Below are 24,903 nucleotides of genomic sequence, written 5' to 3'. Positions count from 1 at the left end.
GTGTCCGCTGATCTTGATGCAGGTCAGGCGGTCCGGCCGGCGTGCCGCGCGAATTGTCGCAGTGGCCCGCGGCCGGCGTGGCATGATCGGCACGACGCGCAGCGCTGACGGAATGCAGGCAGGCATGAACGAGCGACCCGGGAAGGAAGGATCTCGATTTCCGCTGCTGTTGCTGGCTGTTTTCCTGGTTGCCGCGGTGGCCCTGGGCATCGCGCCGCGCTATCGCCAGGACTGGCTGATGGAGAACGTGCTGGTGCTCCTGGTGCTGCCGGCGCTGGTGCTGGGGTTTCGCCGGCTGCGCTTTTCGAACGCCAGCTATGCGGCGCTGTTCGCGTTCCTGCTGCTGCACGAGATCGGCGCGCACTACACCTACTCGGAGGTGCCGTGGGACCAGTGGTTCGCCGCACTGTTCGGCTTCTCGCTGGATGCGGCACTGGGCCTGTCGCGCAACCACTTCGACCGTGCCATCCATTTCGCCTACGGCCTGCTGGTGACGCCAGCGGTGGTGGAGCTGGTGGCCGCGCGCACGTCCTCGCCCGGCGCCTGGCGCTGGATCGTGCCGGTCAGTCTGATGACTGCCAGCTCGACCCTGTACGAACTGTTCGAATGGGCCGCCGCCGTGGGGTTCGGCGGCGACCTCGGCGTGGCCTACCTCGGCACCCAGGGCGATCCGTGGGACGCGCAGCAGGATATGCTGCTCGCCCTGCTGGGCAGCCTTGCCGCGGTGGCGGTGCTGGCCGGCGTGGCCCGGCGTCGCCGTCGCCGCAACGCCGTCACCACGCCCACGCCGAATGGGTCAGCGCACCGCTAGTGCTGCATCAGCACCGGGAGGGTGGCTTCCTCCAGCACGCGCCGGGTGGCGCCGCCGAACACGCGCTCGCGCATGCGCGAGCGGCCGTAGGCGCCCATCACCAGCAGGTCGGCGTCGATGTTGCCGACTTCCTTCAGCAGGATCTCGCCGGCCATCGCGGAGGAGGCACGGACGTAGCTGGGCTTGGCCATGATGCCATGGCGCAGCAGATAGACGAACGGGTCGAAGCGCGGATGTCCCTGGTCGCCGTCGCGCACGTCGCCGTCGACCAGGGTGACCTGTTTTGCCACCTTGAGGAACGGCAGCGCGGAGTGGATTGCGCGGATCGCCTCGAGGCTGCCGTTGCAGCCGATCACGATGCGCTCGAAGCGGAGCTCGCCGGCCCAGTGCGGGGGCAGTACCAGGCAGGGCAGGCGGCAGTCCAGGATCGCTTCGCCCAGGATGTCGAGCAGGCCGGATGCCTGCACCATGTCGCGTTCGATCACCGCCAGGTCGTGTCGCGCACCGAGCCAGCGCAGGGTCGGAGTGATGCCGGAGCGGGCCACGATCCAGTCGGCGTTGCGCACGCCGGCATGGCGCGCGAACGAGCCGAAGGCGGCGTGTTCGTCGGCGAGCTCGGCCCGCGGTTCGAGCAGCAGGCCGAGTACGGTGGGCTCGCTGCCGGCTTCGCCGGCAGTGAGTTTGCGCAGGGCGGGGTCGACGTAGCAGCCGGTCAGGTTGCCGTCCCAGCGTGCGGCGATGGCGACACCGGCAACGGCGGCGGGGCTCCACGGGTCGGTGTCGGTCACCAGCGCGAGGATGTCGCCCGGGCGCGTCACGCGCGGCATGGGGTCGGTGCTTGTCATGGCGGATGGCCCGGGTTCGGCGGTGCTCAGAGGTCGAGGGAGTGGATGACCTGGGTGGCGTCATCCGGATCGATCCGGCGCTGGAAACCCAGGAAACCGGCCAGTTCGCGCATCGGTTCGTTCTCGGTGGCGTCGATCGAGAACATCCGGCGGAATCCGTTCTTGCGCGCGATCTCGATCAGCCGCCGCATCAGCAGCACGCCCAGGCCGCGGTGGCGCCAGTCGTCGGCCACGGTCACCGCGCATTCGCACTGCTTGTCGTCGCCGCTGGCGCCGTAGCGGCTGACGCCGACCAGGCGCAGCTCGCCGTTGTCGTGGGCGAGCGCGACGAACGCCATGCGGTCGTGGTAATCCACGTTCATCAACTGGTCGAGCAGGGCCGGGCTGGCTTCCTTCAGGTTGCCGAGGAAGCGGAAGCGGCAGGCCTGTTCGGACAGGCGGTCGATGAACTCCGTTTCGCGCTGGCGGTCCTCCGCGCGCAGCGGGCGTACCAGCACCGGGCTGCCATCGTTCAGGGTCTCGATCCAGTGGGTTCCCTCGATGGCGCCGAACGGCGCGGCGGGGGTGGGGGTGGGTTCGGTGTGGTGGATATTCGACATGGACTGTTCCCGCGGCAGATGAACCGTGAGCGATTCCGATGCCGTGAGCGGCGGCGATCACGGCATGGCGGCTTGCGAGACGAGTTCTACGCCGGCCGGCCGCGGCCCGAGTTGACCTCGGTCAATCCGTGCGGAACGCGAGCGCGGGCCGTGTGCCCATGCATGAACCGGCGTGCCGCGGCATCGGTCGGCAACGGCGCCGGCCAGCACGTGCGCGCTCGCGCGGCGGTTCGATGGCCGGTCTCTCAGCCGGTGTCGTGTCGTTTCGTCGCCGCCGTGTTGTTGCGGCAGAGGTCGGCGAGCAGGTCGGGGCGCAGTATACGCACGGCCTTGCGATTGACTTCGAGCACGCCCATTTCCTCCAGCCGCGAAAACAGCCGGCTGACCGTCTCGACCACCAGGCCGAGGTAGTTGGCGATGTCGTAGCGGGACATCGGCAGGGAGAGCGCGATGCCATCGCGCTGCAGGCGCTGGTAGCGGTCGGCCAGGCTCTTCAGGAAGATCGCCAGCTGCTCCTGGGCCTGCTGTCGGCCCATCATCACCAGGTGGCGGTGTTCCTCGATCACCTCGCGGCTGATCACCCGCATCAGCTGCCGGTGCAGTGCCGGCACCTCGCTGATGACCTGCTGCAGCCGTGCATAGGGCAGTTCGCAGATGCTGCTGCGTTCGAGCGCCTCGGCCTGACTGACATGCCGGTTCAGCGCCAATGCGTCGAAACCGATGATTTCGCCGGGCAGGTGAAAACCGAGCACCTGCACGTCGCCGGCCTCGTCCTGCACGAAGGTCTTGAGCGAGCCGGAACGCACCACGTAGAGCGCCGCGAACGGGTCGCCATCGCGGTACAGCACGCCGCCGCGATCCAGCATCCGCTTGTCGCGAACTGTGGTGTCCAGCCGATCCAGGTCGTCGTGGCCGATGCCGGCCGGCAGGCACAGCTCACCCAACGCGCAGGAGGAGCAACTGCGGCGCAGCTGGTTCAGGTCGAAAACGTTGGTTTCCGGAACCATCAACGTCCTCGCGTAGCTGGAGCGGAGGGGGCTGGTGAACCCGGTTGTGGCCGGGCAGGGCTGGACCTTAGCATGACGATACGCAAATTCTGTGTGTATTTGACTGCGGTCAAATGGCGCGCCGTGACCCCGCCGTAGGCTGGCGGCCGGGTCGGTGTCTCCCGACTTTCACCTGCAGAGAACACCATGAACTGGAAGAACACCGAGGATCGTTACGGCGCGCTGTCGATCGGCATGCATTGGCTGACGCTGCTGTTGCTGGTCGCCGTGTATGCCTGCATCGAGTTGCGCGAGTTCTACCCACGCGGGAGCGACCTGCGCGAGGGCCTGAAGACTTGGCACTTCATGCTTGGCCTGGGGGTGTTCGCCCTGGTCTTCGTGCGGCTGGCAATCCGTCTCGGGTCGGGGCCGCGGCCGCCGATCCGGCCGGCGCCACCCGTGTGGCAGGAGCGCCTGGCCGCGCTGATGCACCTGGCGCTGTACGCCTTCCTGATCGTGATGCCTTTGCTCGGCTGGCTGGTGCTCAGCGCCGCAGGCAAGCCGGTGCCGTTCTTCGGCCTGCACTTGCCGGCGCTGGTGGGGGCGGACAAGGCGTTCGCCGACTCGCTGGAAGACATCCACGGGACCATCGGCACGGTGGGCTACTACCTGGTCGGCCTGCACGCGGCGGCCGCACTGGTGCATCACTACGTGAACCGCGACAACACCTTGCTGCGCATGTTGCCGCGGCGTGGCGGGCAGCGCCCGTAAGGCCGTCCGCCACGCCGGCGCCGGGCGCCGCCGTTGGCCATGCAAAGACAAGGCCGCCGGGTTTCCCCGGCGGCCTTGTCTTGCTGCTTCCCGGCCCCGTTCCCCGGGGCCGGTTCGAACTCAGGCTTGCGCGGGCAACACCCGCAACAGTGAAGGCGCCGCCACCGCCTTCGCGCGCGCTTCCATCGAGGCGAGGAAGCGCCACACGAACAGCAGGGTGACCAGCAGCAGCCCCGGGTAGCCGACGCCGGCCAGCAGGTAGGGCAGGGTCGGGTCGCCGGCCACGCGCACCCGCGGCAGGTTGAAGCTGAGCAGGCCGAGCGTGATGATCGTGCCGAAGATCCACATCATCATCAGCCAGATGCCTGCCTCGAAGCCGCTCAGCGGCCGGCTCCAGCGGGTGACGGGATGGGCCTCGGCAGGCTCGCCGTGGGTATCCGCACCGGCCGGCACGGCCAGGCGGCGGCCCAGGGTGAGCAGGTCATAGACCAGCACGCCCGCACCCGTCGCGAAGACCACGCCGAACAGCGGCAGCATCAGCTTGAACACGCCCATCGAGCGGGCCACGTCACCGCCGAACCAGTCCAGCCCGAGGATGCGGTAGACGTAGATCTGCACCGTGCCGCCGATCGAGAAGGAGAACGCCATGCCGAGCACGCCGGTGAGCACCAGCCAGAAACTGAGCTTGCCCAGCCGCTGGTCGTAGTTCGGCACCTTGCGCAGGATCGGTACCGCGAAATAGGCCGCCGCGATGCCCAGCATGCCGAAGGTGCCGAACAGCGCCAGGTGAGCATGCCCCGGCGTCACCCAGGTGCCATGCGACCACACGTTGGTCAGCGCGAAGGTCATGGTGAAGCCGAGGATGCCGGCGCCGATCTGCTCCAGCACCACCGAGCCCAGGATGAAGTAGAACGCGGGCGCGTTTTCCAGCGGGCGCTTGTTGGTGTGCGCATCGAGGTAGATGTGCCAGAAGCAGAACACCAGCGGCAGCGGTTCCAGCGCGCTGAACAGCGAGCCCCAGAATTGCCAGAACGCCGGCGTGCCGATCCAGAAATAGTGGTGCGCGTTGCCGATCAGCCCGGACAGCCACACCAGCGCCACGCCCCAGAACACCGCAAAGCCCACCGACTTGACGTCGACCTTGAACATCAGCACCAGCAGGAAGCCGACCAGGGTGATGTGGATGACTTCCCACACGCCCTCCACCCAGTAGTGCACCACGAACCAGCGGAAGTACTCCTGCAGGTCCAGCCGCGCCACGTAGAACAGGCCGAACACCCAGACCGCCATCAGCGCACTGACGCCGAGGCCGAGGCCCCAGTGGATCTCGTTCCACTGGCGCACCGGCGGGAACGTGCGCAGCACCACGTAGGCGAGGATCGCGAAGCCGATCAGCACCAGCACGCCGGCGATGCGACCTGCCTCCAGGTACTCAAGCCCCTGCTGCAGCCATGGCTGCCCGTGCCACCACCCGGCAATGCCGAACTGGGCCAGCCGCAGGGTGAAGAAGTTCCACACGGCGATCACGATCAACGCATAGAACAGCAGCTTGATCAGCCACGGCGAGACCATCTCGCGCTTGGCCAGCAGCGGGCCGACGAACAGGATCGCGCCGATGAAGCCGCACAGGATCCACAGGATGCCGAGGTTGAGGTGCTCGGCGCGCGCGACGTTGAAGTTCATCACCCCCGCCAGCACGGTCGGGTCGGTCTGTTGCACCGACAGCAGCAGGCCGTAACCGACCTGCAGCACGAACAGCACCAGCATCAGCATGAAGAAACGCATGCTCAGCCGTTGAGTCTGGAATTCGATCTGCATCACTGCTTCTCCAGGGAGTGGAGGTAGGCCACGATGGCGTTGACTTCGTCGTCCTTGAGCAAAGTCTCATAGACAGGCATCACGCTGGCCGGGTAACCCGCCACGACTTTCGCGTTGGGCTGGCGGATCGATTCCTTCAGGTAGGCGTCGTCGGCGGTGACCGTGCTGCCGTCGGCGAGGCTGACCTTCGAGTTGTACAGGCCGCCCCAGCCCGGGCCGACCAGCCGCTTCTCGTCGGTGGCATGACAGGCCAGGCAGCCGGTGTCCTTGACCAGTTGCGCGCCGTGGGCTACGGGATCCGGCGCAGCCGCGGCGGGCGCCGGCGATGCCGCTGCAGCGTTCGCCTGGGCGACGGGCGCGATGCCGTGCGCAAGCTGCAGGCGATGGTCGAACCCTTCCACTTCCACCTTCGGCGGCCAGCCTTCGGTGTTCATTGCCGAGGTGTACTTCAGGTAGGCGATCAGCTGGCCGATTTCGTCCTTGCTGAACGGCAGGTTCGGCATCATCGTGGTGCCGCCGCCGCGCCGCTCGATGCGCTGCGCTGCGCCGGGGAATTTCTTGAGGTAAGCCTCGATCGAATCGGTGCCGGTGTCGGCTTGCTGGTTCGGATCGAGCAACTGCGCACGCACCGCCGCGGTCGTCGGCCAGCCTCCGGCCGAGGGCAGGAAGGCGGCCAGCCAGGCCGGACCGACGCGCTTGTATTCTTCGGTGAGATCCGGCCCCAGGTAGGCGCCGTTGCCGACCATGGTGTGGCAACCCATGCAGTTGTACGCCTGGAACACACGCTTGCCGTCGACCGCCTGATAGGGGCCGAAGGAAACCGTGTCCGGGGTTACCTGATGGCGCGACTTCAGGAAGGAGAAGATCGACAGCGCGACGAAGATCAGGGCCAGGATGGCCAATACCAGAAATGCACCCCGGCGCCGGGGCGTCTCGCAACTGCTACCGCCGGTTCCGCAGCTCATGAGAGTTTGTCCTTGACGGTGGTGGCCTGCTCCTGGGTGTCGTGCAGGAACAGGATGCGCAGGCTGCCGATGAAGACGTAGAACACGTACACCGCCAGCACGAAGCCGGTGATGAAGTAGATCCACCATGCAAGATGCGATTCGGGCCAATACTCGAAGTTGCGCCAGAATGGCCAGGACAATAGAAGGGCTGCCACACAGGCCAGCACCGAAAGCGTCAGATCAGTGATCCGTTGCGTCATGCGATTTTCCCCAAAGGGTTCGAGCCTCGTCGGATAGCACCAGAACCATCGAAACCCTACCCCGAGGGATTCGCGTGCAAGGCGGGCTGAATACTAGGTGTGGCATTTGCGCGCACGCATGATCCAGGTCAAGCGTGCGCGTGTTTTCGACGCGCATGGTCGCGGGGCTTCGGCGCCGGCCATCGCTTGCGCGGGAACGATCGGCGTTGCCGCGCGGGCCACGCGCGGTAGTGGCTGCGGCTAGTCGTCGGCGCCGCTGCCGAGCTGCAGGATCTTTCGACGCACGCGCTGTTCCTCGGCCGGACTGATGAGTCCTTCGTCCAGCAACTCCTGCAGAGTCCGCAGCTGGCGCAGCTGACGCAGCTGACGCTGCGGCATGGTCGACGGTGGGCGGGCAGCGGGCGCGTCGTCACCGTCGCTGCTGCCGTCGCTGCCGGTGTCGCTGCCGGCAGCGCCACGCGTGCCGCCGTCGCCGTCACCGCGGCGGAACAGTCCAGGCGCAAGTGCAGGTCCTGCTTGAGGTCGTCCAGCGTCAGGCGGTGGCGCAGCGGTTCGCAGCCGGCATGGCGCAGCGTGACCGTGCCGTGCCATTCGGCGCGCGCCAGGGGGCATCAGTCGATCTTGATCGGCTCGTGCAGCCCGGGCAGCTGGCAGCCGACGCCGCGTGCGGCCAGCGTCTCCTGCATCGCCTGCATGCCGCGGCCGTATTCGCCGTGCACCAGGAACACCTTGCGTCGCGGCGCATCGCCCAGCCAGGCCAGCAGCGAGGGTTGGTCGGCGTGCGCGGAGAAGCCGTTGATCGTCCACACCTGCGCGCGCACCGGGATCTCCTCGTTGAACACGCGCACGCTGGCTGCACCATCGATGATCCGCCGCGCCAGCGTGCCTTCCGCGGCATAGCCGACGAACACCACGCTGCAGCGCTCGCGCCACAGGTTGTGCTTGAGGTGGTGGCGCACGCGGCCGCCGTTGCACATACCCGAGCCGGCCAGGATGATCGCGCCGCCGTCGACGTTGTTGATCGCCATCGACTCGGCCGTCTCGCGGGTGAAGTGCAGGCCCGGCATGGCGAACGGGTCGCCATGCTGCAGCTCGTCGAGGAAGCCGTCGTCGAAGCATTCCGGATGGCGGCGGAAGATCTCGGTGGCGGAAATCGCCATCGGCGAATCGAGGAACACGCGCACGTGCGGCGGGATCGCGCCGCCGGCGATGCCGCGGTGCAGGTAGTAGAGGATTTCCTGGGTGCGTTCCAGCGCGAAGGTGGGAATCACCACGTTGCCGCGCCGGTTCACCGTGTCGCGGATGGCCTGGTACATCTCGTCGACCGAGTCGGGTACCGAGCGGTGCGGACGGTCGCCGTAGGTGCTTTCCATCACCACGTAGTCGGCCGGCGGCGCGGGCGTCGGGTCGCGCAGCAGCGGGCGGCCTGGATTGCCCAGGTCGCCGGAGAACAGCATGCGACGGTGCTGCTTGCCGTCGTCCAGTTCCAGCAGGATCGAGGCCGAGCCGAGGATGTGGCCGGCGTCGAGGAAGCGGGCGCTGACGCCGTCGACGACCGGCACGGTCTTGTCGTAGCCGACGTCGGCGCCGAAGAAGTCCAGCGCGTGCAGCGCGTCGTCCAGCGTGTACAGCGGCGGCGCCACCGCCTCGCCGCGGCGGTTGTTGCGTTGCGCGCGGCGCGCGTCTTCTTCCTGCAGGCCGGCGGCATCCAGCATCACCACGCGGGCCAGTTCACGGGTGGCGGCGGTGGTGAGGATGCGGCCGCGAAAACCCCGTCGCACCAGCAGCGGGATCCGCCCGCAGTGGTCCAGGTGGGCATGGGTGAGCAGTAGCACGTCGATGCCGGCCGGGTCGAAGCCGAACGGCTCGGCGTTGGCGCGCTCGACTTCTTCGCTGCCCTGGAACATGCCGCAGTCGATCAGCACGCGACGGTCGTTGCAGGTGATCAGGTGGCAGGAGCCGGTGACCTGCTTGGCGGCGCCGTGGCAGCTGTAGATGATCATGCGTTCCCCGACGGTATGGATGAGGGCGGCCCGGGCGGCTCGCGGCGCACTCTGGCAGAGTACCCCGGCAGCCGGATTGATCGTCGTCAATTCGGGGCGCCCGGCGACTGTGCCATGGTGCGTCTTGTGTCGTTGTGCCGCCGTGCACGGCGGCGGCGGGCGTCCGGCACACGCGGGGGTTTGCCATGATCACGGTGCCTTTCCACCACGATTCGCACGTCGTGCGGGGGTTCCTGCAGTTCTCGCGCGCGGCTGCCGCACTGATCTGCGCGGTGGCGCTGGTGGTGCTGGCCGGCTGGTGCTGGAACTGGCCGCGGCTGACCACGGTATGGCCGGGGCAGGCCGCGATGACGGCGAATGCGGCGATCGGCTTCGTGCTTTCCGGCAGTTCGCTGCTGCTCAGCCGGCACGCCTCGCCGCGGTGGTCGGGTCTCGGCCGCTGGCTGTCGCTGCTCGTGCTGGCGATCGGCGAGGCCACCCTGGTGGAATACCTCTGGCCGACCGACCTGGGCATCGACCACCTGTTCGGCGGTCTGCCGGCGCATGGGTCCGGCCCGTGGCCAGGGCGCATGGCCGAACCGGTCGCGGCGGGGTTCGTGCTGCTTGGCGGCCTGGGCCTGCTGCTGCCGGTCCGGCGCTGGCTGTACCTGCGCGAAGGTCTGGCCGTGGGCCTGCTGGCTATCGCCATGAGCGGCCTGGCTTCCTACGGCATCGCACTGGCCGGCAAGGACGACATGCTGTTCGGACGGATGCCGATCCACACCATGCTGTTGTTGCTGCTGGCGACCCTGGGCTGGCTGTCCGCCACACCCACCCTCGGGCTGACCCGGGTGGCCACGGCGGACACGCTGGGTGGCGCGCTGGCGCGCCGACTGCTGCTGCCGGCGTTGCTGCTGCCGGGCGTGTTTGCGTTCGTATTCGAACTGCTGCAGTCCTGGCTGGGCCTGTCCGAAACGCTGGCCTCCGTGTTCATGACCCTGTTCAGCGGCGGCGCGGTGGCCGGGCTGGTGTGGTGGGCGGCGAACCTGTTCGACAAGCTGGAGCGCCAGCGCCGCGAGAGCATGCTGCTGCGCAACGACGCCGACACCGACATCCTGACCGGGCTGGCCAACCGGCGCGCGCTCGACGAGGCGCTGGCCGGCCTGCTGCACAGCCAGCGCGAACACGACCGGATGTTTTCGCTGCTGATGCTCGACCTGGACCGGTTCAAGACCTTCAACGACGAGTTCGGCCACCTCGCCGGCGACCAGGTACTGCGCATCACCGGCCACCTGCTGCGCGCCGCGCTGCGGCCGTCGGACCTGGCCGCGCGCTATGGCGGCGAGGAGTTCGTGCTGCTGTTGCCGGAGACCGACCTGGCCGGGGCCAGCGAGGTGGCGATGCGCATCCTCGACGCATTTCGCACCTTCGAGTGGCCACACCGCCTGGTCACGATCAGCATCGGCGTGGCGCAGTCCGCCAACGGCGACGCCGCCGAGAACCTGATCCGGCGTGCCGACGCCGCGCTGTATGACGCCAAGCATGCGGGGTGCGACCAGATCGTGGTGGTCGCGGCGGTGGCGCCTCCGGGGGCGGCTCGCGCGGGAGCCTGAGCAGCGCCTTGCCCCCGGTCCCGCCGCCGGCGTCGCCGGTCGCAGCCGGCCGCTGCGGCTGCGCCGGGCGCGTGCCGCCGCTCAGCGCCCGCGGGGTGACGCGCCGGGTCCTTAAGACCCACGTAAGCCGTTCCGGTTGCAATGCCGTCCAAGGCAATCCTGCCGACACCGGAGACGCATCATGAAACACACCCTCGTTGCATCGTTCTTCCTCGCCGCCGCCGCGTTGTCGGCGTCCGCCTTCGCCGCACCGCAATGCACCAATGCGCCGCGTGCGCAGTGGCTCACCGAAGCTGCGATGAAGCAGAAGGTGCTCGACCAGGGCTACACCATCAAGGTGTTCCAGGTCTCGGGCAACTGCTACGAGATCTACGGCAAGGACAAGGCCGGCAAGAACGTCGAGATCTACTTCGACCCCACCGACGGCCGCATCGTCAAGCGGAAGGGTGGCTGATCGATCACCCGAGCGAGGACAAGCCATGCACGCCACGGTCAAGGTATGGGATCCGCTGGTACGCGTGTTTCACTGGTCGCTGGCGGGCTTGTTCCTCGCCAATTTCTTCACCGAGGACGGCGAGCTGGTCCACCGCGGGATCGGCTACGCCGTGCTGGCCCTGCTCGCGGTGCGCTTCGTGTGGGGCTGGGTCGGCACGCGGCATGCACGTTTCGCCGACTGGGTGCCCGGCCCGCACCGCGTGCGCGATTACCTGCGTGCGCGACTGGCCGGGCGCTCGCAACGGCAGTTGGGGCACAACCCGGCGGCGGCGATGATGATCCTGGCCCTGCTCGCCGGCGTGCTGCTGGTGGGCGTCACCGGCTGGCTGCAGACCACCGACGCGTTCTTCGGCACGCCCTGGCTGGAGGAACTGCACGAGCTGCTGGCCTACGGCGTGCTGGGGCTGGTCGTGGTGCACGTGCTGGCGGCAGTAGGCGAGAGCGTGCACTACCGCGAGAACCTGGTTGCCGCGATGATCCACGGCCGCAAGCGCGCGCTGGGGCAGGATGCCGCAGCCGGCGGAAAAGCACCGCGACTTGCGGCAAGTCAAGTGAGCCGTCCAGTCACGCGACAAGAATGAGGCCATGCGCATCCTGCTAGCCGAAGACGATCGGGCACTGGGGCAGGCGCTGGCCGAAGGCCTGCGCCAGCTCGGCTATGCGGTGGACTGGATCACGGACGGCAACCAGGCCGCCGTCGCGCTGGCCGACACCAGCTACGCCGCCGCCGTGCTGGACTGGAACCTGCCGCGCAGCAGTGGGCCGGCCATCATCGCTGGCATGCGCCGGCGTCGCGACGCCACCCCGGTGCTGCTGCTGACCGCCCGCGACGAGCTTGCCGACCGGGTCGCCGGGCTGGACGCTGGCGCCGACGATTACGTGGTCAAGCCGGTGCACCTGGACGAACTGGCCGCGCGCCTGCGCGCCTTGCTGCGCCGCGCCGATGGCCAGCTCGAACCGGCGATCCGCGTGGGTGGGCTCGAAGTCACCCCGGTCGCCCGCGCCGCCACGCTGGAGGGTGCCGCGCTGGAGCTGACCGCGCGCGAATACCAGCTGCTGGAAACCCTGGTGCGCCATCCCGGGCGGGCCTATTCGCGCGACCAGCTGGAGGAGGCCCTGTACGGCTGGGACCAGGAAGTGGCCAGCAACGCGGTCGAAGTGCACATCCACCACCTGCGCCACAAGCTGGGTCCGGGCTGGATCCGTACCTTGCGCGGCATCGGCTACGCGATCAACCGGCCCGGCGGCCCGGTCGCGTGATCCGCCCCTCGCTCAACCGGCGGCTGGTGCTGCGGCTGGTGGCCGGCATCGTGCTGGTGTGGTGCGCCGCCGCCGGCTGGCTGGCCTGGCGCAGCCTGCATGAGGTCGACGAGATCTTCGACCAGATGCTGGTGCGCACCGCCGCCAGCGTGTTCGCGGTGATGCCTGACGACGCGGCCCGCGCCGGCGCGGTGCGCCTGCCGGACAGGAAACTGGTCGGCTCGGATGCCACGGCCCAGCGGCCGGCGATCGTGCTGCGCGATGCCCGCGGCGAGCTGTTGGTGGAGAGTGCCGAGCTGCCGATATTGCGCTTCGATCCGGGCGACGCGCATTTCCATTCGATCAGCCACGACGGGCGGCGCTGGCGGGTATTCCAGCGCTGGGATGCGCAGCACCAGTACTGGATCCAGGTCGGCGCACCGTTGGACGAACGCGACGAACTGATGCGCAAGCTGCTGGCGCCGGCGCTGCTGGCCTTGCTGGCGCTGCTGGTGCTGGTGCCGCCGACGGTATTCGCCGGCCTGCGCAGTGGGCTGAAGCCGCTGCACCGGCTGACCCGCAGCCTGTCCGCCGGCGCCAATCCGGCGGCGGCCTCGCTCACCGACGATCGGGTGCCGGTCGAGTTGGCGCCATTCACCGAGGCGATCGATCAGCTGGTCGATCGCCTCCGGCTCAGCCTGGAGCACGAGCGCCGCTTCACTGCCGACGCGGCGCACGAACTGCGCCATCCGCTGGCGGCGTTGCGGCTGGAACTGGACCTGGCCGGAAGCGGTGACGATGCGGCCGCCCGTGCGCGGCACCTGCAGCGCGCGCAGGACGCGCTCGACCGCATGCAGCGGCTGGTGGCCCAGCTCTTGATGCTGGCGCGGGTCGAGAAACTGGCCGAACTGGACGACGCCGGTCCGCTGCGCCTGGCAGGCGTGGCCGAAGCCGCCCTGCGCGACGTCAGCGAGCGCGCGGCGGCGCGCTCGATCGAGTTGTCGCTGGATCACGACGGCAACGACTTCGTGCTGGGCAGCCGCAGCCTGCTCGGCATCCTGGTGCAGAACCTGCTGGACAACGCGCTGCGCCACGCGCCCGAGCGCGGCCAGGTGAACGTGCGCGTCGGTGGCCACGACGGGCGGGTCAGCCTGGAGGTCAGCGACAGCGGGGCCGGCTTTGCGGCGGACGACACGGCGCGGCTGGGCGAGCGCTTCCACCGCCCCGAAGGCAGCGTGGGCGAGGGCAGCGGGCTGGGCCTGTCGATCGCGCAGGCGATCGCCCACCTGCACCACGGCGAGCTGACCTTCGGCCGCTCCGCGCTGGGCGGCGCGCGGGTCAGCTTCAGCCTGCCACGCATCGCGGGCGCCGCACCGCATGTACCCGGTTACGCCTGAGCGGGCGAAACACTCCTCACATCTTCGCGGAGAGACCCATGACCGAAACCACCCGCAGGCTGAGCTTCCAGGTCACCGCCCGTCGAACCGACGCGCACGGCAGCGTCGCCCGCTGCAAGGATGCCGAACTGTGGCTGGACACCGACCTGGCCGGCCGCATGGATGCGTTCAACCCCGCCGAGCTGCTGCTGGCTGCGTTGTCGGCCTGCATGATCAAGGGCATCGAACGGGTCGCGCCGATCCTGAAGTTCCAGCTGTGCGGGGTCGAGGTGCGCGTGCATGGCGTGCGCCAGGACGTGCCGCCGCGGCTGGAATCGATCGACTACGAGATTCTGGTGGACAGCGACGAGAGCGAGCAACGACTGGCCCTGCTGCACGACAACGTGCGCAAGTACGGCACGGTGTTCAACACGGTGGCGCCGGGCACCCGCCTCGCCGGCGTGCTGCGGCGGGCCGGCTGAAGCGCGGTCGTTGCCGCGCCGGCCCGTCCGTGGCGACCCGTTGCGCAGCAGGCTGGCGTCGCCGCCCCAGTCAGGCCAGCAGCATCGCCAGCATGGCGGCGAGCAGGGTTCGCGGGCCGCTCAGCGTCCGCCGTGGAAGTGCTCGCGGAACGGTTTGCGGAATTGCTGGTGGCAGCCCAGGCAGGCCCCCTGCAGGTTGGCGAACGCTGCGATCGCCGCGGTGCCGTCCTGCCGTTGCGCAGCCTGCGCCAGCTGCTGCGCGGCGTCGTGGGCTTGCTGGTCGTAGCCGCGGAAGTGGCCGGTGTCCTTGCCCACGAAGGCGAGGATGCGCAGCTTCTCCGCCAGCGGCGGTTGCGGGTGGTCGGCGATGCGCGCCGCCACGGTCGCCACCGCGGGCCAGTCCTCGCGCGCGATGCCGTCGGTGGCGCCCTGCATGTCGTGGCCAAGGTCGCGCATGATCGTCGTCAACGCCATCGGCGCGGTCCGGTCCGGCGCATCGGCCGCGTCGGCCGCCGGCAGCAGGCTGCCGGCGACTATCATCAATGCGACGGCGACGGCGACGGTGGCGACGCGTCGCGGTGTGGAAGTGCGTGGCGTGGGAGGCATGGGCGGTACTCCTGTGGGCTGGGTGTCGATGGGTGTCCGGAGGGTAGGCCGGCCTGGCGCGTTGCGCTGCCGGAAGCCGCGCTCATGCCGGCGGCTCGCCGTCGTAGAACGCATGCATGGCGGCCACGGCCTGTTCGGCGTTCTCGACCACGCTGAGCAGTTCGGCGTCACGGGGGTCGAGCATGCCCTGTTCGATCAGGAACGCCAGGTCGCAGGCGCGGTGCCAGAAGGTGCTGCCGACCAGCACGATCGGCAGGCGCGGCATCTTGCCGGTCTGCACCAGAGTCAGCACTTCGAACAATTCGTCCAGCGTGCCGAAGCCGCCGGGAAAGGCGACGAGTGCCTTCGCACGCATCATGAAGTGCATCTTGCGCACGGCGAAATAGTGGAAGCGGAAGGCCAGCTCCGGGGTGATCCAGCTGTTGGGCTGCTGTTCGTGCGGCAGCGTGATGTTGAGCCCGATCGAGCGCGCGCCCGCCTCATAGGCGCCGCGATTGGCCGCTTCCATGATGCCCGGGCCGCCGCCGGTCACCACCACGAAATCGCGCCGACCCTCGCGCTGGAAGCGGCTCGAGACGATTTCCGCGAAGCGGCGGGCTTCCTCGTAGTAGCGGGCGCCGGCCAGCTGGCGCCGTGCGGCGGCGAGTTCGTGTGCCAGCCCCGGCTCGTCCGGATGGACTTGCGCGCGAGCCGCGAGCCGCACCACGTCGGCCTGGGCCTGCTCGGGCGAACAGGTGCGTGAGCTGCCGAGGACCACGACGGTGGAACGGATGGCGTGTGCGTGCAAGGAGATCTCGGGTTTGAGCAATTCGAGTTGCAGGCGCACGCCGCGCAGCTCGTCGCTGGCGAGGAACGCGACGTCTTCCTGTGCCAGCCGGTAGGCCTCGCCGTGCACGATCGCCTCCTGCCGCCGCTTGCTGTCGTCGCTGCCGTTCATGCCGGGACTCCGCTGCCGTGCCAGTGCACCTGCTGGCCCGCCGCAGGGACGGTCACGTTCCAGCCGGGGCGCACACGCAGCCCGCTGGCCAGCGCCTGCGCCGCCATCTCCTCGCCATGCACCACGAAGGTCTGCGCCGGCGGTCGCGCGAAGCCGGCGGTCCAGGCCAGCAATGCGTTCCGGTCGGCGTGCGCGGACAAGCCGTCGACGGTGTGGATCGCGGCGCGCACCGGAATATCCTCGCCGAAGAGCCGCACCTGGTCGGCGCCGTCGGCCAGCCGCCGGCCCAGCGTGCCCTGGGCCTGGAAGCCGGTGATCAGCACGCTGCATTCGGCCCGCCCGAGGTTGTGCCGCAGGTGGTGCCGGATGCGGCCGGCGGTGCACATGCCGCTGGCGGAGATGATGATGGCGCCGGAGCGGATCTGGTTCAGCGCGATGGACTCCTCCACGCTGCCGGTGAAGTTGAGGTAGGGCAGGTCCTTGCCGAGTGCGTGCCAGCCGGCGAGGCGCACGGCGTTCTCGTCGAACAGCTCCAGGTGCTGCCGCGTGATCCGGGTGGCCTCGGCGGCCATCGGCGAATCGACGAAGATGCGCAGGTCGCGCAGCCACCCTTCCCGGCTCAGGTGGTGCAGGTGGTACAGCACCTCCTGGGTGCGGCCCACCGCGAAGGCCGGCACGATCACGTTGCCGCGGGGCAGGGTGCGTTCGACCACGTCGATCAGCTCCTCCTGCGTCGCGGCAAGGTCCTTGTGCAGGCGGTTGCCGTAGGTCGATTCGACGAACAGGATGTCCGCCTCGGCGATCGGCGTCGGGTCGCGCAGAATCACCCGGCCCGGTTGCCCGAGATCGCCGCTGAACACCAGCTTGGTGGTCCGCTCGCCTTCGCTGACCCAGACCTCGAGGATCGCCGAACCCAGGATGTGGCCGGCATCGCGGAAGCGGCAGCGGACATCCGCGTGTGGCCGCAACTCACGCCCGTAGCCGTGGGGCTGCACTTGGCGCAGGCAGGCGTCGGCGTCGTGCAGGGTGTACAGCGGTGCGGCGATGGCCTGCGCATCGCGCACGCCGCGGGCGTCACGCTGCGCGCGCAGCACCTGCATTTCCTGGATGTGGGCGCTGTCCGGCAACATCACCTGCAGCAGGTCGGCGGTGGCGGCGGTGGCATGGATCGTGCCGCGGAAGCCGGCGCGCGTCAGTTTCGGCAGCAGGCCGCTGTGGTCGATGTGCGCGTGCGTCAGCAGGACGAAGTCGATCGTCGACGGATCGAACCCGAACGCTTGCCGGTTGCGCTGGGCGGCTTCGCGTCCGCCCTGGAACATGCCGCAGTCGACCAGGAACCTCGTCGTGGTCGTCTCGATCAGGAAGCAGGAGCCGGTGACTTCGCGGGCGGCGCCGAGAAAGGTGATCTGCATCGTAGCGGTTCTCCGGATTCGTTCAGTCGCGCCGGCGGCAAGGCTGCCCGGTGGTAGCCGGCGATCGGGCGGTCAGGGTGGTGTGGCTTGGGTGGATGCCTGGTCGGGTGATCCCCGGTCGGCGGCTGGGTTGGCTGTCAGCGGCTGCCAGCCCGGGTCGTCGAAATAGCGCGGGTACAGTTCGAGCGAGTCGAGCAGTTGCGGCAGTCCGTCGGCGGCGAGCACGCGGCCGAGCAAGAGGCGCAGGTTGACGTCCATGCCGCCGCCGCGGGGAGGATGATCGACGATGGCGGCCACGCTGTCTTCGATCGATGCGGTGGCGGCGCGGGATTGCCGTGCCGACAGCGAACCCTCGGCCTGCGCCTGCTGCATCCACAGTGCGACGGCGCGGATGCGCCGCATGCCTTCGCGCAACGCGGGATCGGCGGGCCATCGCTGGCCGTGGTCGAGCTGGAGCTGGCGTGGGGCGACGGCATCCGGGGGACGTGCGTCGGCGGCCATGGCCTGCGCGAAGGACAGCGACCCGCCGACCAGCGCCGTGATCACCAAGGGCACGCGCAGGATCCATCGCAAGTAGCCGTCCGTCCGGCACGCGCCGTCGCGGCGCCGGCAGTGCCTGCGCAGGCGTTGCGGTTGCCTGTCACCCATGGGGTGGCTGCTCCTGCCGTGCCGGCGACCGCGCCCCGACCTTTTCCTGGCCGCGGGTATCGGCATCGCCAGCGTCGGCATCCCAGCCGCCGCCCAGCGCTTTGAACAGCGCTACCAGGTCGATCGCCGCGGCGGTATGCGTGCGTGCGTAACCGTCTTCGGCGTCGCGCAGCACGCGCTCTTCGGCCAGCAGGTCGGTCAGTGCGATGTCGCCGGCGGCGTAGCGTGCCTGCGCGTGGGCGTAGCTGCGCCGCGCGGCGTCGAGGGCGGTCCGCTGCAGCCGTACCGCCTCCACGCCCAGCCGGTAGTCGCCAAGCGCGCGCTCCGCGTCGCCCAGCGCGGTCAGCACGGCCTTCTCGTAGGCGAGCGCGGCCTGCTGCTCGCGTGCCTCGCTGGCGCGAATTTCCGCGCGCACGCGGCCGCCGTCGAACACGCGCCAGGAGATCAGCGGCATGAGCGAGAAGCGCTGGCTGGCGGAGTCGAACAGCTGGCTCGCATCGAGCGCCTGGAAGCCGCCGCTGGCGCCGATCGACAGCTTCGGGAACAGCTCCGCCGTCGCCACGCCGATGTCGGCAGTGCGTGCGGCCAGGCGTCGCTCGGCTGCACGCACATCCGGCCGGCGGCGCAGGATGTCGGCGCGCTGGCCCACCGGGATCGGCGCCAGCGTGATCGGTGCAGCGGCGGTGTCGAGCAGGGCCAGCTCGCGCTCGGGCGGCGCGCCCAGCAACACGCCCAGGCCCAGCGCCGCGGCACGCGCGCGCGCCTGGATGGCAGGCAGGCCGGCCGAGGCGGCGTCCAGCCGCGCCTGCGCGGCATCGACATCGGCCTGCGCCGCGTCGCCCGCACGGAAGCGTTGGCCGACCAGGTCCGCCGTCTGCGCGAGCGCCTGCACCGAAGCTTCGCGCGCGGCCAGCTCGCGTTGCGCGCCGCGCAGGCTGAGGTAGCTGCGCGCCACTTCGGCGGCGATGCTGATGCGCACGCCGGCGGCATCGTCCTGCGCGGCCTGCAGGCGCGCCTCGGCGCCTTCCACCGCGCGACGGGTGGCGCCGAACAGGTCGATTTCCCAAGCCGCGTCGAAGCCGGCGTCGTGGATGGTCTGGTCCCGTGCCAGTCCGGGAATGGCGCCGATCGGCAGCGGACCGTTCTTGCTCTGCCGGCGCCGGGTCACGCTGGCACCGGCGCCCACGGTTGGCGCATAGCCGCCGGCGGTGCGATCGCGCAGGGCACGCTCCTCGGCGATGCGCGCCTGCGCCTGGCGCAGGTCGAGGTTGTCCGCCAACGCCGTGGCGACCAGCCGCTCCAGCGTCGGATCGCCCAGCGTGGTCCACCAGGTGGGCAGGCTGGCCGGCGCCGGCGCGGCGGTGTCCGGCTGCGTCCAGCCATGGCCGGTGTCGACCTTCGGTGGCCCGCGGTAGTCGGGGCCGGCGGCGCAGGCGCCGAGCAACAGCGTGCCCAGCGCGACGGCCGCCACGCGGGGCGCTCGGCAGCGGCGATTGGATGAGCAGGTCATGGCAACTCCTTCAGGCATGGCTTGGGTGGCGTCACTGCAGGCGGCTGCGCACCAGCGCCGTGGCCAGGGTCAGCGTCACCAACGCGATCACGGCCAGTGGCCAGAGGTTGGCGAGGATGTCCAGCGCCGGCATCGTCTTCAGGAACGTGCCTTCGACGATGACCAGGAAGTGGGTGAGCGGAATCGCCTGCGCCAGCCATTGCAGCGCCACCGGCATGTTTTCCACCGGTGTGGCGAAGCCGGACATCAGTACCGCCGGCACGCCGATCGCGAAGGCGCCGAGGATGGCCTGCTGCTGCGTCGCGCTGACCGCGGAAATCATCAGACCGATGCCGACCACCGACAGGATGAACAGCACCAGGCTCGCCAGCAGCAGGCCGAACGAGCCGGTAAAGGGGATGCCGAACAGGAACACGCCGGCGCTGATCATGAACAGGCCGAGCAAGGTGCCGATCGCCAGCGCCGGCAGCGATTTGGAGATGATGATTTCCGGCGTCGAGGTGGGCGACACCAGCAACTGGTCGAAGGTGCCGAGCTCGCGTTCGCGCGCGATCGACAGCGAGGTGATCAAGAGCGCGCTGAACAGCGCCAGGATGCCGGTCAGGCCCGGCACGATGAACCAGCGGTAGACCAGGTTCGGGTTGAACCAGTGGCGCACGACGACCGGGTTCGACGCCTGCGTGCCCGGCACGACCGCGGCGCCGACCTCGGCGGCTATGGTCGAGAGATAGGCCACGGTGATCTGGCCGGAGTTGCTGCGCCGGCCATCGACCAGCACCTGCGCGCGGCCGCTGCCGCCGGCGGCGATCGTGCGCGAGAAATCCGCCGGGATGGCCAGTGCGGCGATGACCTGGCCGCGGTCGATCAGTTCGTGCAGCTGCCGCTGGCTGTCCACGTGCCGGACGTGGGTGATGAAGCGGGCGCTGTCCATCCGCTGCACCAGCTCGTGCGACCAGCGGCCGGCGTCCTGGTTGTACACGGCGATATCGACGTTGCGCACTTCCAGCGTGGCGGCGAAGGCAAACACCAGCAGCTGCAGGATCGGCGGCACGAACACCACCATGCGGCTGCGCGGGTCGCGCAGGATGCTCAGGATTTCCTTGACGAACTGCGCGCGCAGGCGGGTGAAGCTGAGCAGGGAACCGGACACGGCGCTACTCCAGGTTCTTGCGCGTGGCGCGCTTGGCCAGCCCGAAGAACACCACGCCGATCGCCGCCATCGCCAGCAGGTTGGGCACGAACACCGCCCAGATGTCGCCGGCCAGGAACACCGTCTTCAGCGATTCGACGAAATAGCGCGCCGGGATCAGATGGGTCACGGCGCGGATCGGCGCCGGCATGGCGTCGATCTCGTACAAAAAGCCCGACAGCATGAAGGCCGGCAGGAAGCCGGTGAACAGTGCGATCTGTGCCGCCAGGAACTGGTTGCGCGCCAGCGACGAGATCAGCAGGCCCTGGCCCAGCGCCGGCACCATGAACACTGCCGACAACAGCAGCAAGGCCGCCAGCGAGCCGTGCAGCGGCACGCCGAACACGAACACCGCCAGTGCTGCGGCACCCAGCGTGGACAGCATGCCGAGCACGAAGTAGGGCAAGAGCTTGCCGATCAGGATCTCGGCCACGGAGGCGGGCGTGGACAGCACCGCCTCCATGGTGCCGCGCTCCCATTCGCGCGCCACCACCAGTGCGGTGAGCATGGTGCCGATGATGGTCATGACGATGGCGATGGCGCCGGGGATCAGCGCGCGACGGCTCTCCAGCTCGGGGTTGAACCAGTAGCGCGGCTCCAGCATCACGGCCTGCTGCGGCGCGGCGGCGCCGCGGCCGGCGCGCCAGGACTGCACCACGCCGCGGGCGTAGTTCTCCACATAGTTGGCGGTGTTGGGGTAGGAGCCATCGGTGATGATCTGCACCAGCGGCTCGCTGCCGCGCCGGGCCAGGCGCTGCTCGAAATCCTGCGGGATCACCACGTAGCCGCGCAGCGCGCCGGAGACCAGCTGGTCGGCCACCTCGCGCCGGTCGTGCGCGAAGTGCACGTCGAGGAAGCGGGTGCCCGAAAAGGCCGCCGCCAGGGACTGCGCCGAAGCACCCGGCGATTCCAGCACCACGCCGATGCGCACGTTCTTGGCGTCCAGCGACACCGCATAGGCGAACAGCAGCAGCAGCACCACCGGCAGCACAAACGCGATCAGCAGCGTCGAGGGGTCGCGCAGGGCCTGATGGCTTTCCTTGACCACCAGGGCCATCAGCCGCCGCCGGTCGAAACGCCGCGAGCCGGCCGGCAGCGCGCCATCGCCTTGCTTGCGTGCGGCGGCGTTCATGCGGCAGCCTCGATGTCGCGGTCGGCGGATTGCACCAGATGGATGAAGGCATCCTCCATGGTCGGGTCCGGCCGCTGCGGGGTGATCGCCATGCGCTTGAGCGCGTCGGGCGTGTCCAGCGCGATCAGGCGCGCACGCGAGAGCATGGCCACCCGGTCGCAGTATTCGGCCTCGTCCATGAAGTGGGTGGTGACCATGATGGTCACGCCCTTGCGCGCCAGCCCATTGATGTGGGTCCAGAACTCGCGTCGGGTGATCGGGTCCACGCCCGAGGTGGGCTCGTCCAGGAACAGCACCGGCGGGCGGTGCATCAGCGAACAGGCCAGCGCGAGGCGCTGCTTGTGGCCGAGCGGCAGCGAGTCGGGCGTGGCAGACAGCCAGTCGCCGAGGTCGAAGGTGGCGATCATCTCTTCGATGCGCTCGCGTCGCGTTTGGCCTTCCAATTGGTAGACGCCGGCGGAAAACTCCAGGTTCTGCCGCACCGAGAGCAGGCCGTACAGTGAGAACTTCTGCGCCATGTAGCCCAGGCGACTCTTGGCCGCGCCGGTGGCGCGGCGCAGGTCCAGGCCCACCACGTGCGCCTCGCCCGTCGTGGGTTTAAGCAGGCCGCACAGCATCTTGAAGGTGGTGGACTTGCCTGCGCCGTTGGGGCCGAGCAGGCCGAAGATTTCGCCCTTGTGCACCTCGAAACTGACGCTGTCGGTGGCGGTGAAGGGGCCGAAGCGCTTGGTCAGGTTGCGGCAGGAGACGGCGATGTCCGAGCCCAGTTCGACCGGCGGCAGGTGCTCGGCCAGGGCCGAGGTGCCGCCGGGGCCGCCGCCGAGCAGATCGATGAAGGCGTCCTCGAAGCGTGCCGGTACCGGCGCCAGCTCTACCCGCGCCTGGTCGGCCAGTGACTGGATCTGCTCGGTGTCGGCGCCCTCGCGCAGCACCACGCGCACGCCGGCGCCCTGGATCACGCCATCGCTCACGCTGGGCAGGTCGAGCGCTTGGGTCAGCACCGCCCGGCGCTCGGCGCCGACGTTCTCGAGGCGGAAACTGCGGCCTTCGAGCTGCGCAGTGAGTGTCTGCGGCGGGCCATCGAACAGCAGCTTGCCCTGATTGAGCAGCAGCACGCTCTCGCAGCGCTCGGCCTCATCGAGGTAGGCGGTGGACCAGACCACCGCCATGCCTTCGTCGGTCAGCGCCTGCACCATGCGCCACAGGTCCTGCCGGCTGACCGGGTCGACGCCCACGCCGGGCTCGTCCAGCAGCAGCACCTTGGGCCGCGCCATCAACGCGCAGGCCAGGCCGAGCTTCTGCTTCATGCCGCCGGAGAGCTTGCCGGCGAGGCGCTTGGTGAAGGGCCCGAGCCGGGTGAACTCGAGCAGCTCGGCGAACAGGTCGGCGTGGCGGTCCGCATCCATGCCGCGCAGCCGCGCGTACAGGCGCATGTTCTCCATCACCGACAGGTCTTCGTACAGGCCGAAGCGCTGCGGCATGTAGCCGCTGGCGACGTGAATGGCATCGTTGTCCTTCACCACGTCGAAGCCGGCCAGGCTGACGCTGCCGGCGTCGGGAACCAGCAGCCCGGTCATGATCCGCATCAGCGTGGTCTTGCCGGCGCCGTCGGGGCCGACCAGGCCGGTGAGGCGGCCGTAGCGGATCGTGGCGCTGAGGCCGCGCAGCGCCTGGACCTCGCCGAAGCGCTTGCCGACGCCGTCGATCACCACCGCGGCATCGTGCTTGCCGGGTTGCGAGGCAACGCGGGCAGGCTGCGGACCCATCTCAGTGCCCCCTCGCGGGCTGGCTGGCGGTGTCGACGTCGACCGTCACCGGCATGCCCTGGCGCAGGCCCTCGTCGGCGTCGGACACCACCACGCGCAGGCGGTAGACCAGATCGGTGCGCAGGTCGGCGGTCTCCACCGTCTTCGGGGTGAATTCCGCACGCGGCGAGATGAAGCCGATCTGGCCGTGATAGACGGTCGTGGAGGAATCAGTGTGGATGCGTACCTTGGTGCCCGGCGCAATGCGGCCCAGATCCGCCTCGCCGATGTACGCGCGCAGGTACAGCGGATCGCGCAGGCTCAGGCTGTACACCGGCGTGCTGCTCGCCACCATGCTGCCCGGCTCGCGCACGCGGGCGATCACGACGCCGTTGCTGGGCGCAACCAGCGTGGCATCGGCCACCGCGGTGCGCGCCTGGGTCACGGCGGCTTCGGCGGCGGCCACGCGCGCCTGGCCGGCGGCAATGTCCTCGCGACGGAAGCCCGCGCTGGCCAGCGACAGCGAGGCCTGCGCCGCGGCCAGGTTGGCGGCGGACTGGTCGCGCGCGGCGCGGGCGGCGTCGGCGGCGCGCTGGCTGCTGGCGCCGGACTTGAGCAAGGTGTCCTGGCGCCTGAAGTTGCGCGCGGCCTCGTCCGCGCTGGCTTGCGCCTGGCGGACCTGCTCGCGGGCCTGGGCGATTTCCTGCGGGCGGTTGCCGCTGTGCAGCTTGTCCAGCTGCGCCTGCGCCGCCGCCAGCTCGGCTTCGGCCGCGGCCAGCTTCTCGCGGTACGGCGTGGCGTCGAGCTGCGCCATCACCGCGCCCTTGGTGACGGCGTCGCCTTCGTCGAAGGCTATGTTCGTCAGGCGGCCGGGCTGGCGAAAGGCCAGCTCCACCTCGCGGATGTCGACGTTGCCGTACAGGCGCAGCACGTCCGGGTTGCCGCGGTCGCGCAACAGCCAGAACACCAGGAGGCCGCCCAGCGCGATCACCGCGATGGCGATGGCGATCCAGCGGGTTTTTCCAGTGGGAAGGCTCGGGGTTTTCATCGCGATGGGTTTTCCACGTGAGAGGAGGTATTCAGCGCGTATGCGCCACCGACACGGCGCTCGCCGACGAACGCCGGGCCAGGACCGCGATGCCGAGCCATACCAGCGTGCGCAGGGTCATGGCGACCGGCGTGCGATGCGCCCACGCACCGCCCAAGGCCACATGCAAGCCGAAGGCGAGGAAGACCAGCGCCGTCGTTAGTGCAATGGCGAGCGCCAGCCACGCCGCCCAGCGACGGCGCAGCCACAGTCCGACGCCGGCGACGACGTAGGCGAACCCGGCCAGAAAATTGAACCAGAGCACGAACGGCACGTAATGGCCGGCGGCCTGGCGCGCGGCGCCGTCCACGAACAGGACTGCGCCGCCTTCCCTGAGCGTCAGCAGGCCGAAGCCGATGGCAAGCAGCGACATCAGCCGGATCCAGACGCGGTGTTGCGGGTGAGCCGTCATC

26 protein-coding genes are annotated in these 24,903 nt (G+C 69.5%); 8 read left to right on the top strand and 18 right to left on the bottom strand.

The annotated features are described in order from the left end of the window. Positions 1 to 124 precede the first annotated feature (124 nt). The gene (locus tag RHOOR92_RS0114690; RefSeq protein WP_015448424.1) at positions 125 to 811 is read left to right on the top strand and encodes a DUF2238 domain-containing protein; all 687 of its coding nucleotides are present in this window, start codon (positions 125 to 127) and stop codon (positions 809 to 811) included. On the opposite strand, the gene RHOOR92_RS0114685 is transcribed toward RHOOR92_RS0114690, so the two are convergent. The 3 genes from RHOOR92_RS0114685 to RHOOR92_RS0114675 all read right to left on the bottom strand — a co-directional run bounded on the left by RHOOR92_RS0114685 (position 808) and on the right by RHOOR92_RS0114675 (position 3,262). Further along, positions 808 to 1,638 (bottom strand): universal stress protein, encoded by an 831-nt coding sequence (locus RHOOR92_RS0114685; RefSeq protein WP_007507583.1) that lies wholly within the window; start codon positions 1,636 to 1,638, stop codon positions 808 to 810. The genes RHOOR92_RS0114690 and RHOOR92_RS0114685 overlap by 4 nt on opposite strands. A 44-nt stretch (positions 1,639 to 1,682) precedes the next feature. Beyond that, positions 1,683 to 2,255 (bottom strand): GNAT family N-acetyltransferase, encoded by a 573-nt coding sequence (locus RHOOR92_RS0114680; RefSeq protein WP_015448422.1) that lies wholly within the window; start codon positions 2,253 to 2,255, stop codon positions 1,683 to 1,685. Positions 2,256 to 2,500: 245 nt separating this feature from the next. Beyond that, positions 2,501 to 3,262 carry a cyclic nucleotide-binding domain-containing protein gene (locus tag RHOOR92_RS0114675; protein ID WP_007507585.1) on the bottom strand — a complete coding sequence of 254 codons (762 nt, stop codon included), beginning with the start codon at positions 3,260 to 3,262 and terminating at the stop codon, positions 2,501 to 2,503. 186 nt (positions 3,263 to 3,448) lie between these two features. Here RHOOR92_RS0114675 and RHOOR92_RS0114670 point away from each other — a divergent pair, with 186 nt between their 5' ends. Beyond that, a complete protein-coding gene (locus RHOOR92_RS0114670; protein ID WP_015448421.1) occupies positions 3,449 to 4,012 on the top strand; it encodes a cytochrome b in 564 nt (187 codons plus the stop codon). A gap of 120 nt (positions 4,013 to 4,132) precedes the next feature. Here RHOOR92_RS0114670 and RHOOR92_RS0114665 read toward each other — a convergent pair whose 3' ends face one another. The 5 genes from RHOOR92_RS0114665 to RHOOR92_RS0114645 form a co-directional block, all read right to left on the bottom strand. Next, positions 4,133 to 5,830: a cbb3-type cytochrome c oxidase subunit I gene (locus RHOOR92_RS0114665; protein WP_015448420.1), complete on the bottom strand. Its 1,698-nt coding sequence runs from the start codon at positions 5,828 to 5,830 to the stop codon at positions 4,133 to 4,135. Continuing rightward, positions 5,830 to 6,732, bottom strand: coding sequence for a c-type cytochrome (locus tag RHOOR92_RS0114660; protein ID WP_027490599.1), 903 nt, complete (start codon positions 6,730 to 6,732; stop codon positions 5,830 to 5,832). Before RHOOR92_RS0114660 ends, RHOOR92_RS0114665 begins: the two co-directional genes overlap by 1 nt. A gap of 59 nt (positions 6,733 to 6,791) precedes the next feature. Continuing rightward, a complete protein-coding gene (locus tag RHOOR92_RS0114655) occupies positions 6,792 to 7,037 on the bottom strand; it encodes a hypothetical protein (protein WP_015448418.1) in 246 nt (81 codons plus the stop codon). Positions 7,038 to 7,277: 240 nt separating this feature from the next. Continuing rightward, complete coding sequence (locus RHOOR92_RS19730) at positions 7,278 to 7,415, bottom strand: hypothetical protein (RefSeq protein ID WP_015448417.1); 138 nt, start codon at positions 7,413 to 7,415, stop codon at positions 7,278 to 7,280. 233 nt (positions 7,416 to 7,648) lie between these two features. Beyond that, complete coding sequence (locus tag RHOOR92_RS0114645; protein WP_015448416.1) at positions 7,649 to 9,040, bottom strand: MBL fold metallo-hydrolase RNA specificity domain-containing protein; 1,392 nt, start codon at positions 9,038 to 9,040, stop codon at positions 7,649 to 7,651. 185 nt (positions 9,041 to 9,225) lie between these two features. On the opposite strand from RHOOR92_RS0114645, the gene RHOOR92_RS0114640 reads away from it, so the two are divergent. The 6 genes from RHOOR92_RS0114640 (at position 9,226) to RHOOR92_RS0114615 (ending at position 14,224) form a co-directional block, all read left to right on the top strand. Beyond that, positions 9,226 to 10,632 (top strand): GGDEF domain-containing protein, encoded by a 1,407-nt coding sequence (locus tag RHOOR92_RS0114640; protein ID WP_015448415.1) that lies wholly within the window; start codon positions 9,226 to 9,228, stop codon positions 10,630 to 10,632. A 181-nt stretch (positions 10,633 to 10,813) separates the two neighbouring features. After that, positions 10,814 to 11,086, top strand: a complete 273-nt coding sequence (locus RHOOR92_RS0114635) for a PepSY domain-containing protein (RefSeq protein WP_007507599.1) — start codon at positions 10,814 to 10,816, stop codon at positions 11,084 to 11,086. 25 nt (positions 11,087 to 11,111) lie between these two features. Then, positions 11,112 to 11,708, top strand: coding sequence for a cytochrome b/b6 domain-containing protein (locus RHOOR92_RS0114630; RefSeq protein WP_007507601.1), 597 nt, complete (start codon positions 11,112 to 11,114; stop codon positions 11,706 to 11,708). A gap of 4 nt (positions 11,709 to 11,712) precedes the next feature. Beyond that, positions 11,713 to 12,387: a response regulator transcription factor gene (locus RHOOR92_RS0114625; RefSeq protein WP_015448350.1), complete on the top strand. Its 675-nt coding sequence runs from the start codon at positions 11,713 to 11,715 to the stop codon at positions 12,385 to 12,387. Further along, positions 12,384 to 13,763, top strand: a complete 1,380-nt coding sequence (locus RHOOR92_RS0114620; RefSeq protein ID WP_027490598.1) for an ATP-binding protein — start codon at positions 12,384 to 12,386, stop codon at positions 13,761 to 13,763. Before RHOOR92_RS0114625 ends, RHOOR92_RS0114620 begins: the two co-directional genes overlap by 4 nt. A 38-nt stretch (positions 13,764 to 13,801) precedes the next feature. Next, entirely contained in the window at positions 13,802 to 14,224 is a 423-nt protein-coding gene (locus RHOOR92_RS0114615) for an OsmC family protein (RefSeq protein ID WP_015448348.1), read from the top strand. A 120-nt stretch (positions 14,225 to 14,344) separates the two neighbouring features. Here RHOOR92_RS0114615 and RHOOR92_RS0114610 read toward each other — a convergent pair whose 3' ends face one another. The 10 genes from RHOOR92_RS0114610 to RHOOR92_RS0114565 all read right to left on the bottom strand — a co-directional run bounded on the left by RHOOR92_RS0114610 (position 14,345) and on the right by RHOOR92_RS0114565 (position 24,902). Beyond that, positions 14,345 to 14,830, bottom strand: coding sequence for a cytochrome c (locus tag RHOOR92_RS0114610; protein WP_027490597.1), 486 nt, complete (start codon positions 14,828 to 14,830; stop codon positions 14,345 to 14,347). Between the two features lie 82 nt (positions 14,831 to 14,912). Further along, positions 14,913 to 15,767 carry a TIGR00730 family Rossman fold protein gene (locus RHOOR92_RS0114605; protein WP_027490596.1) on the bottom strand — a complete coding sequence of 285 codons (855 nt, stop codon included), beginning with the start codon at positions 15,765 to 15,767 and terminating at the stop codon, positions 14,913 to 14,915. Further along, positions 15,764 to 17,179 carry an MBL fold metallo-hydrolase gene (locus RHOOR92_RS0114600; RefSeq protein WP_027490595.1) on the bottom strand — a complete coding sequence of 472 codons (1,416 nt, stop codon included), beginning with the start codon at positions 17,177 to 17,179 and terminating at the stop codon, positions 15,764 to 15,766. Before RHOOR92_RS0114600 ends, RHOOR92_RS0114605 begins: the two co-directional genes overlap by 4 nt. A gap of 72 nt (positions 17,180 to 17,251) precedes the next feature. Beyond that, positions 17,252 to 17,734 carry a hypothetical protein gene (locus tag RHOOR92_RS0114595; RefSeq protein WP_231378399.1) on the bottom strand — a complete coding sequence of 161 codons (483 nt, stop codon included), beginning with the start codon at positions 17,732 to 17,734 and terminating at the stop codon, positions 17,252 to 17,254. A gap of 85 nt (positions 17,735 to 17,819) precedes the next feature. After that, positions 17,820 to 19,337: an efflux transporter outer membrane subunit gene (locus RHOOR92_RS0114590; RefSeq protein WP_027490594.1), complete on the bottom strand. Its 1,518-nt coding sequence runs from the start codon at positions 19,335 to 19,337 to the stop codon at positions 17,820 to 17,822. A gap of 31 nt (positions 19,338 to 19,368) precedes the next feature. Continuing rightward, positions 19,369 to 20,487 carry an ABC transporter permease gene (locus RHOOR92_RS0114585; protein WP_007507621.1) on the bottom strand — a complete coding sequence of 373 codons (1,119 nt, stop codon included), beginning with the start codon at positions 20,485 to 20,487 and terminating at the stop codon, positions 19,369 to 19,371. 4 nt (positions 20,488 to 20,491) lie between these two features. Further along, positions 20,492 to 21,658, bottom strand: a complete 1,167-nt coding sequence (locus RHOOR92_RS0114580) for an ABC transporter permease (RefSeq protein WP_007507623.1) — start codon at positions 21,656 to 21,658, stop codon at positions 20,492 to 20,494. Continuing rightward, entirely contained in the window at positions 21,655 to 23,424 is a 1,770-nt protein-coding gene (locus RHOOR92_RS0114575; RefSeq protein WP_007507625.1) for an ATP-binding cassette domain-containing protein, read from the bottom strand. The genes RHOOR92_RS0114580 and RHOOR92_RS0114575 overlap by 4 nt, the downstream gene beginning before the upstream one ends. Position 23,425: 1 nt before the next feature. Continuing rightward, positions 23,426 to 24,451: a secretion protein HlyD gene (hlyD, locus tag RHOOR92_RS0114570; RefSeq protein ID WP_007507627.1), complete on the bottom strand. Its 1,026-nt coding sequence runs from the start codon at positions 24,449 to 24,451 to the stop codon at positions 23,426 to 23,428. A gap of 31 nt (positions 24,452 to 24,482) precedes the next feature. Continuing rightward, positions 24,483 to 24,902, bottom strand: a complete 420-nt coding sequence (locus RHOOR92_RS0114565) for a hypothetical protein (protein ID WP_027490593.1) — start codon at positions 24,900 to 24,902, stop codon at positions 24,483 to 24,485. Between the last annotated feature and the right edge of the window lies 1 nt (position 24,903).

The sequence above is a fragment of the Rhodanobacter sp. OR92 genome (genome assembly GCF_000427545.1).
Taxonomy (GTDB): Bacteria; Pseudomonadota; Gammaproteobacteria; order Xanthomonadales; family Rhodanobacteraceae; genus Rhodanobacter; species Rhodanobacter denitrificans.
This window is presented reverse-complemented; position numbering and strand designations above follow the sequence as displayed.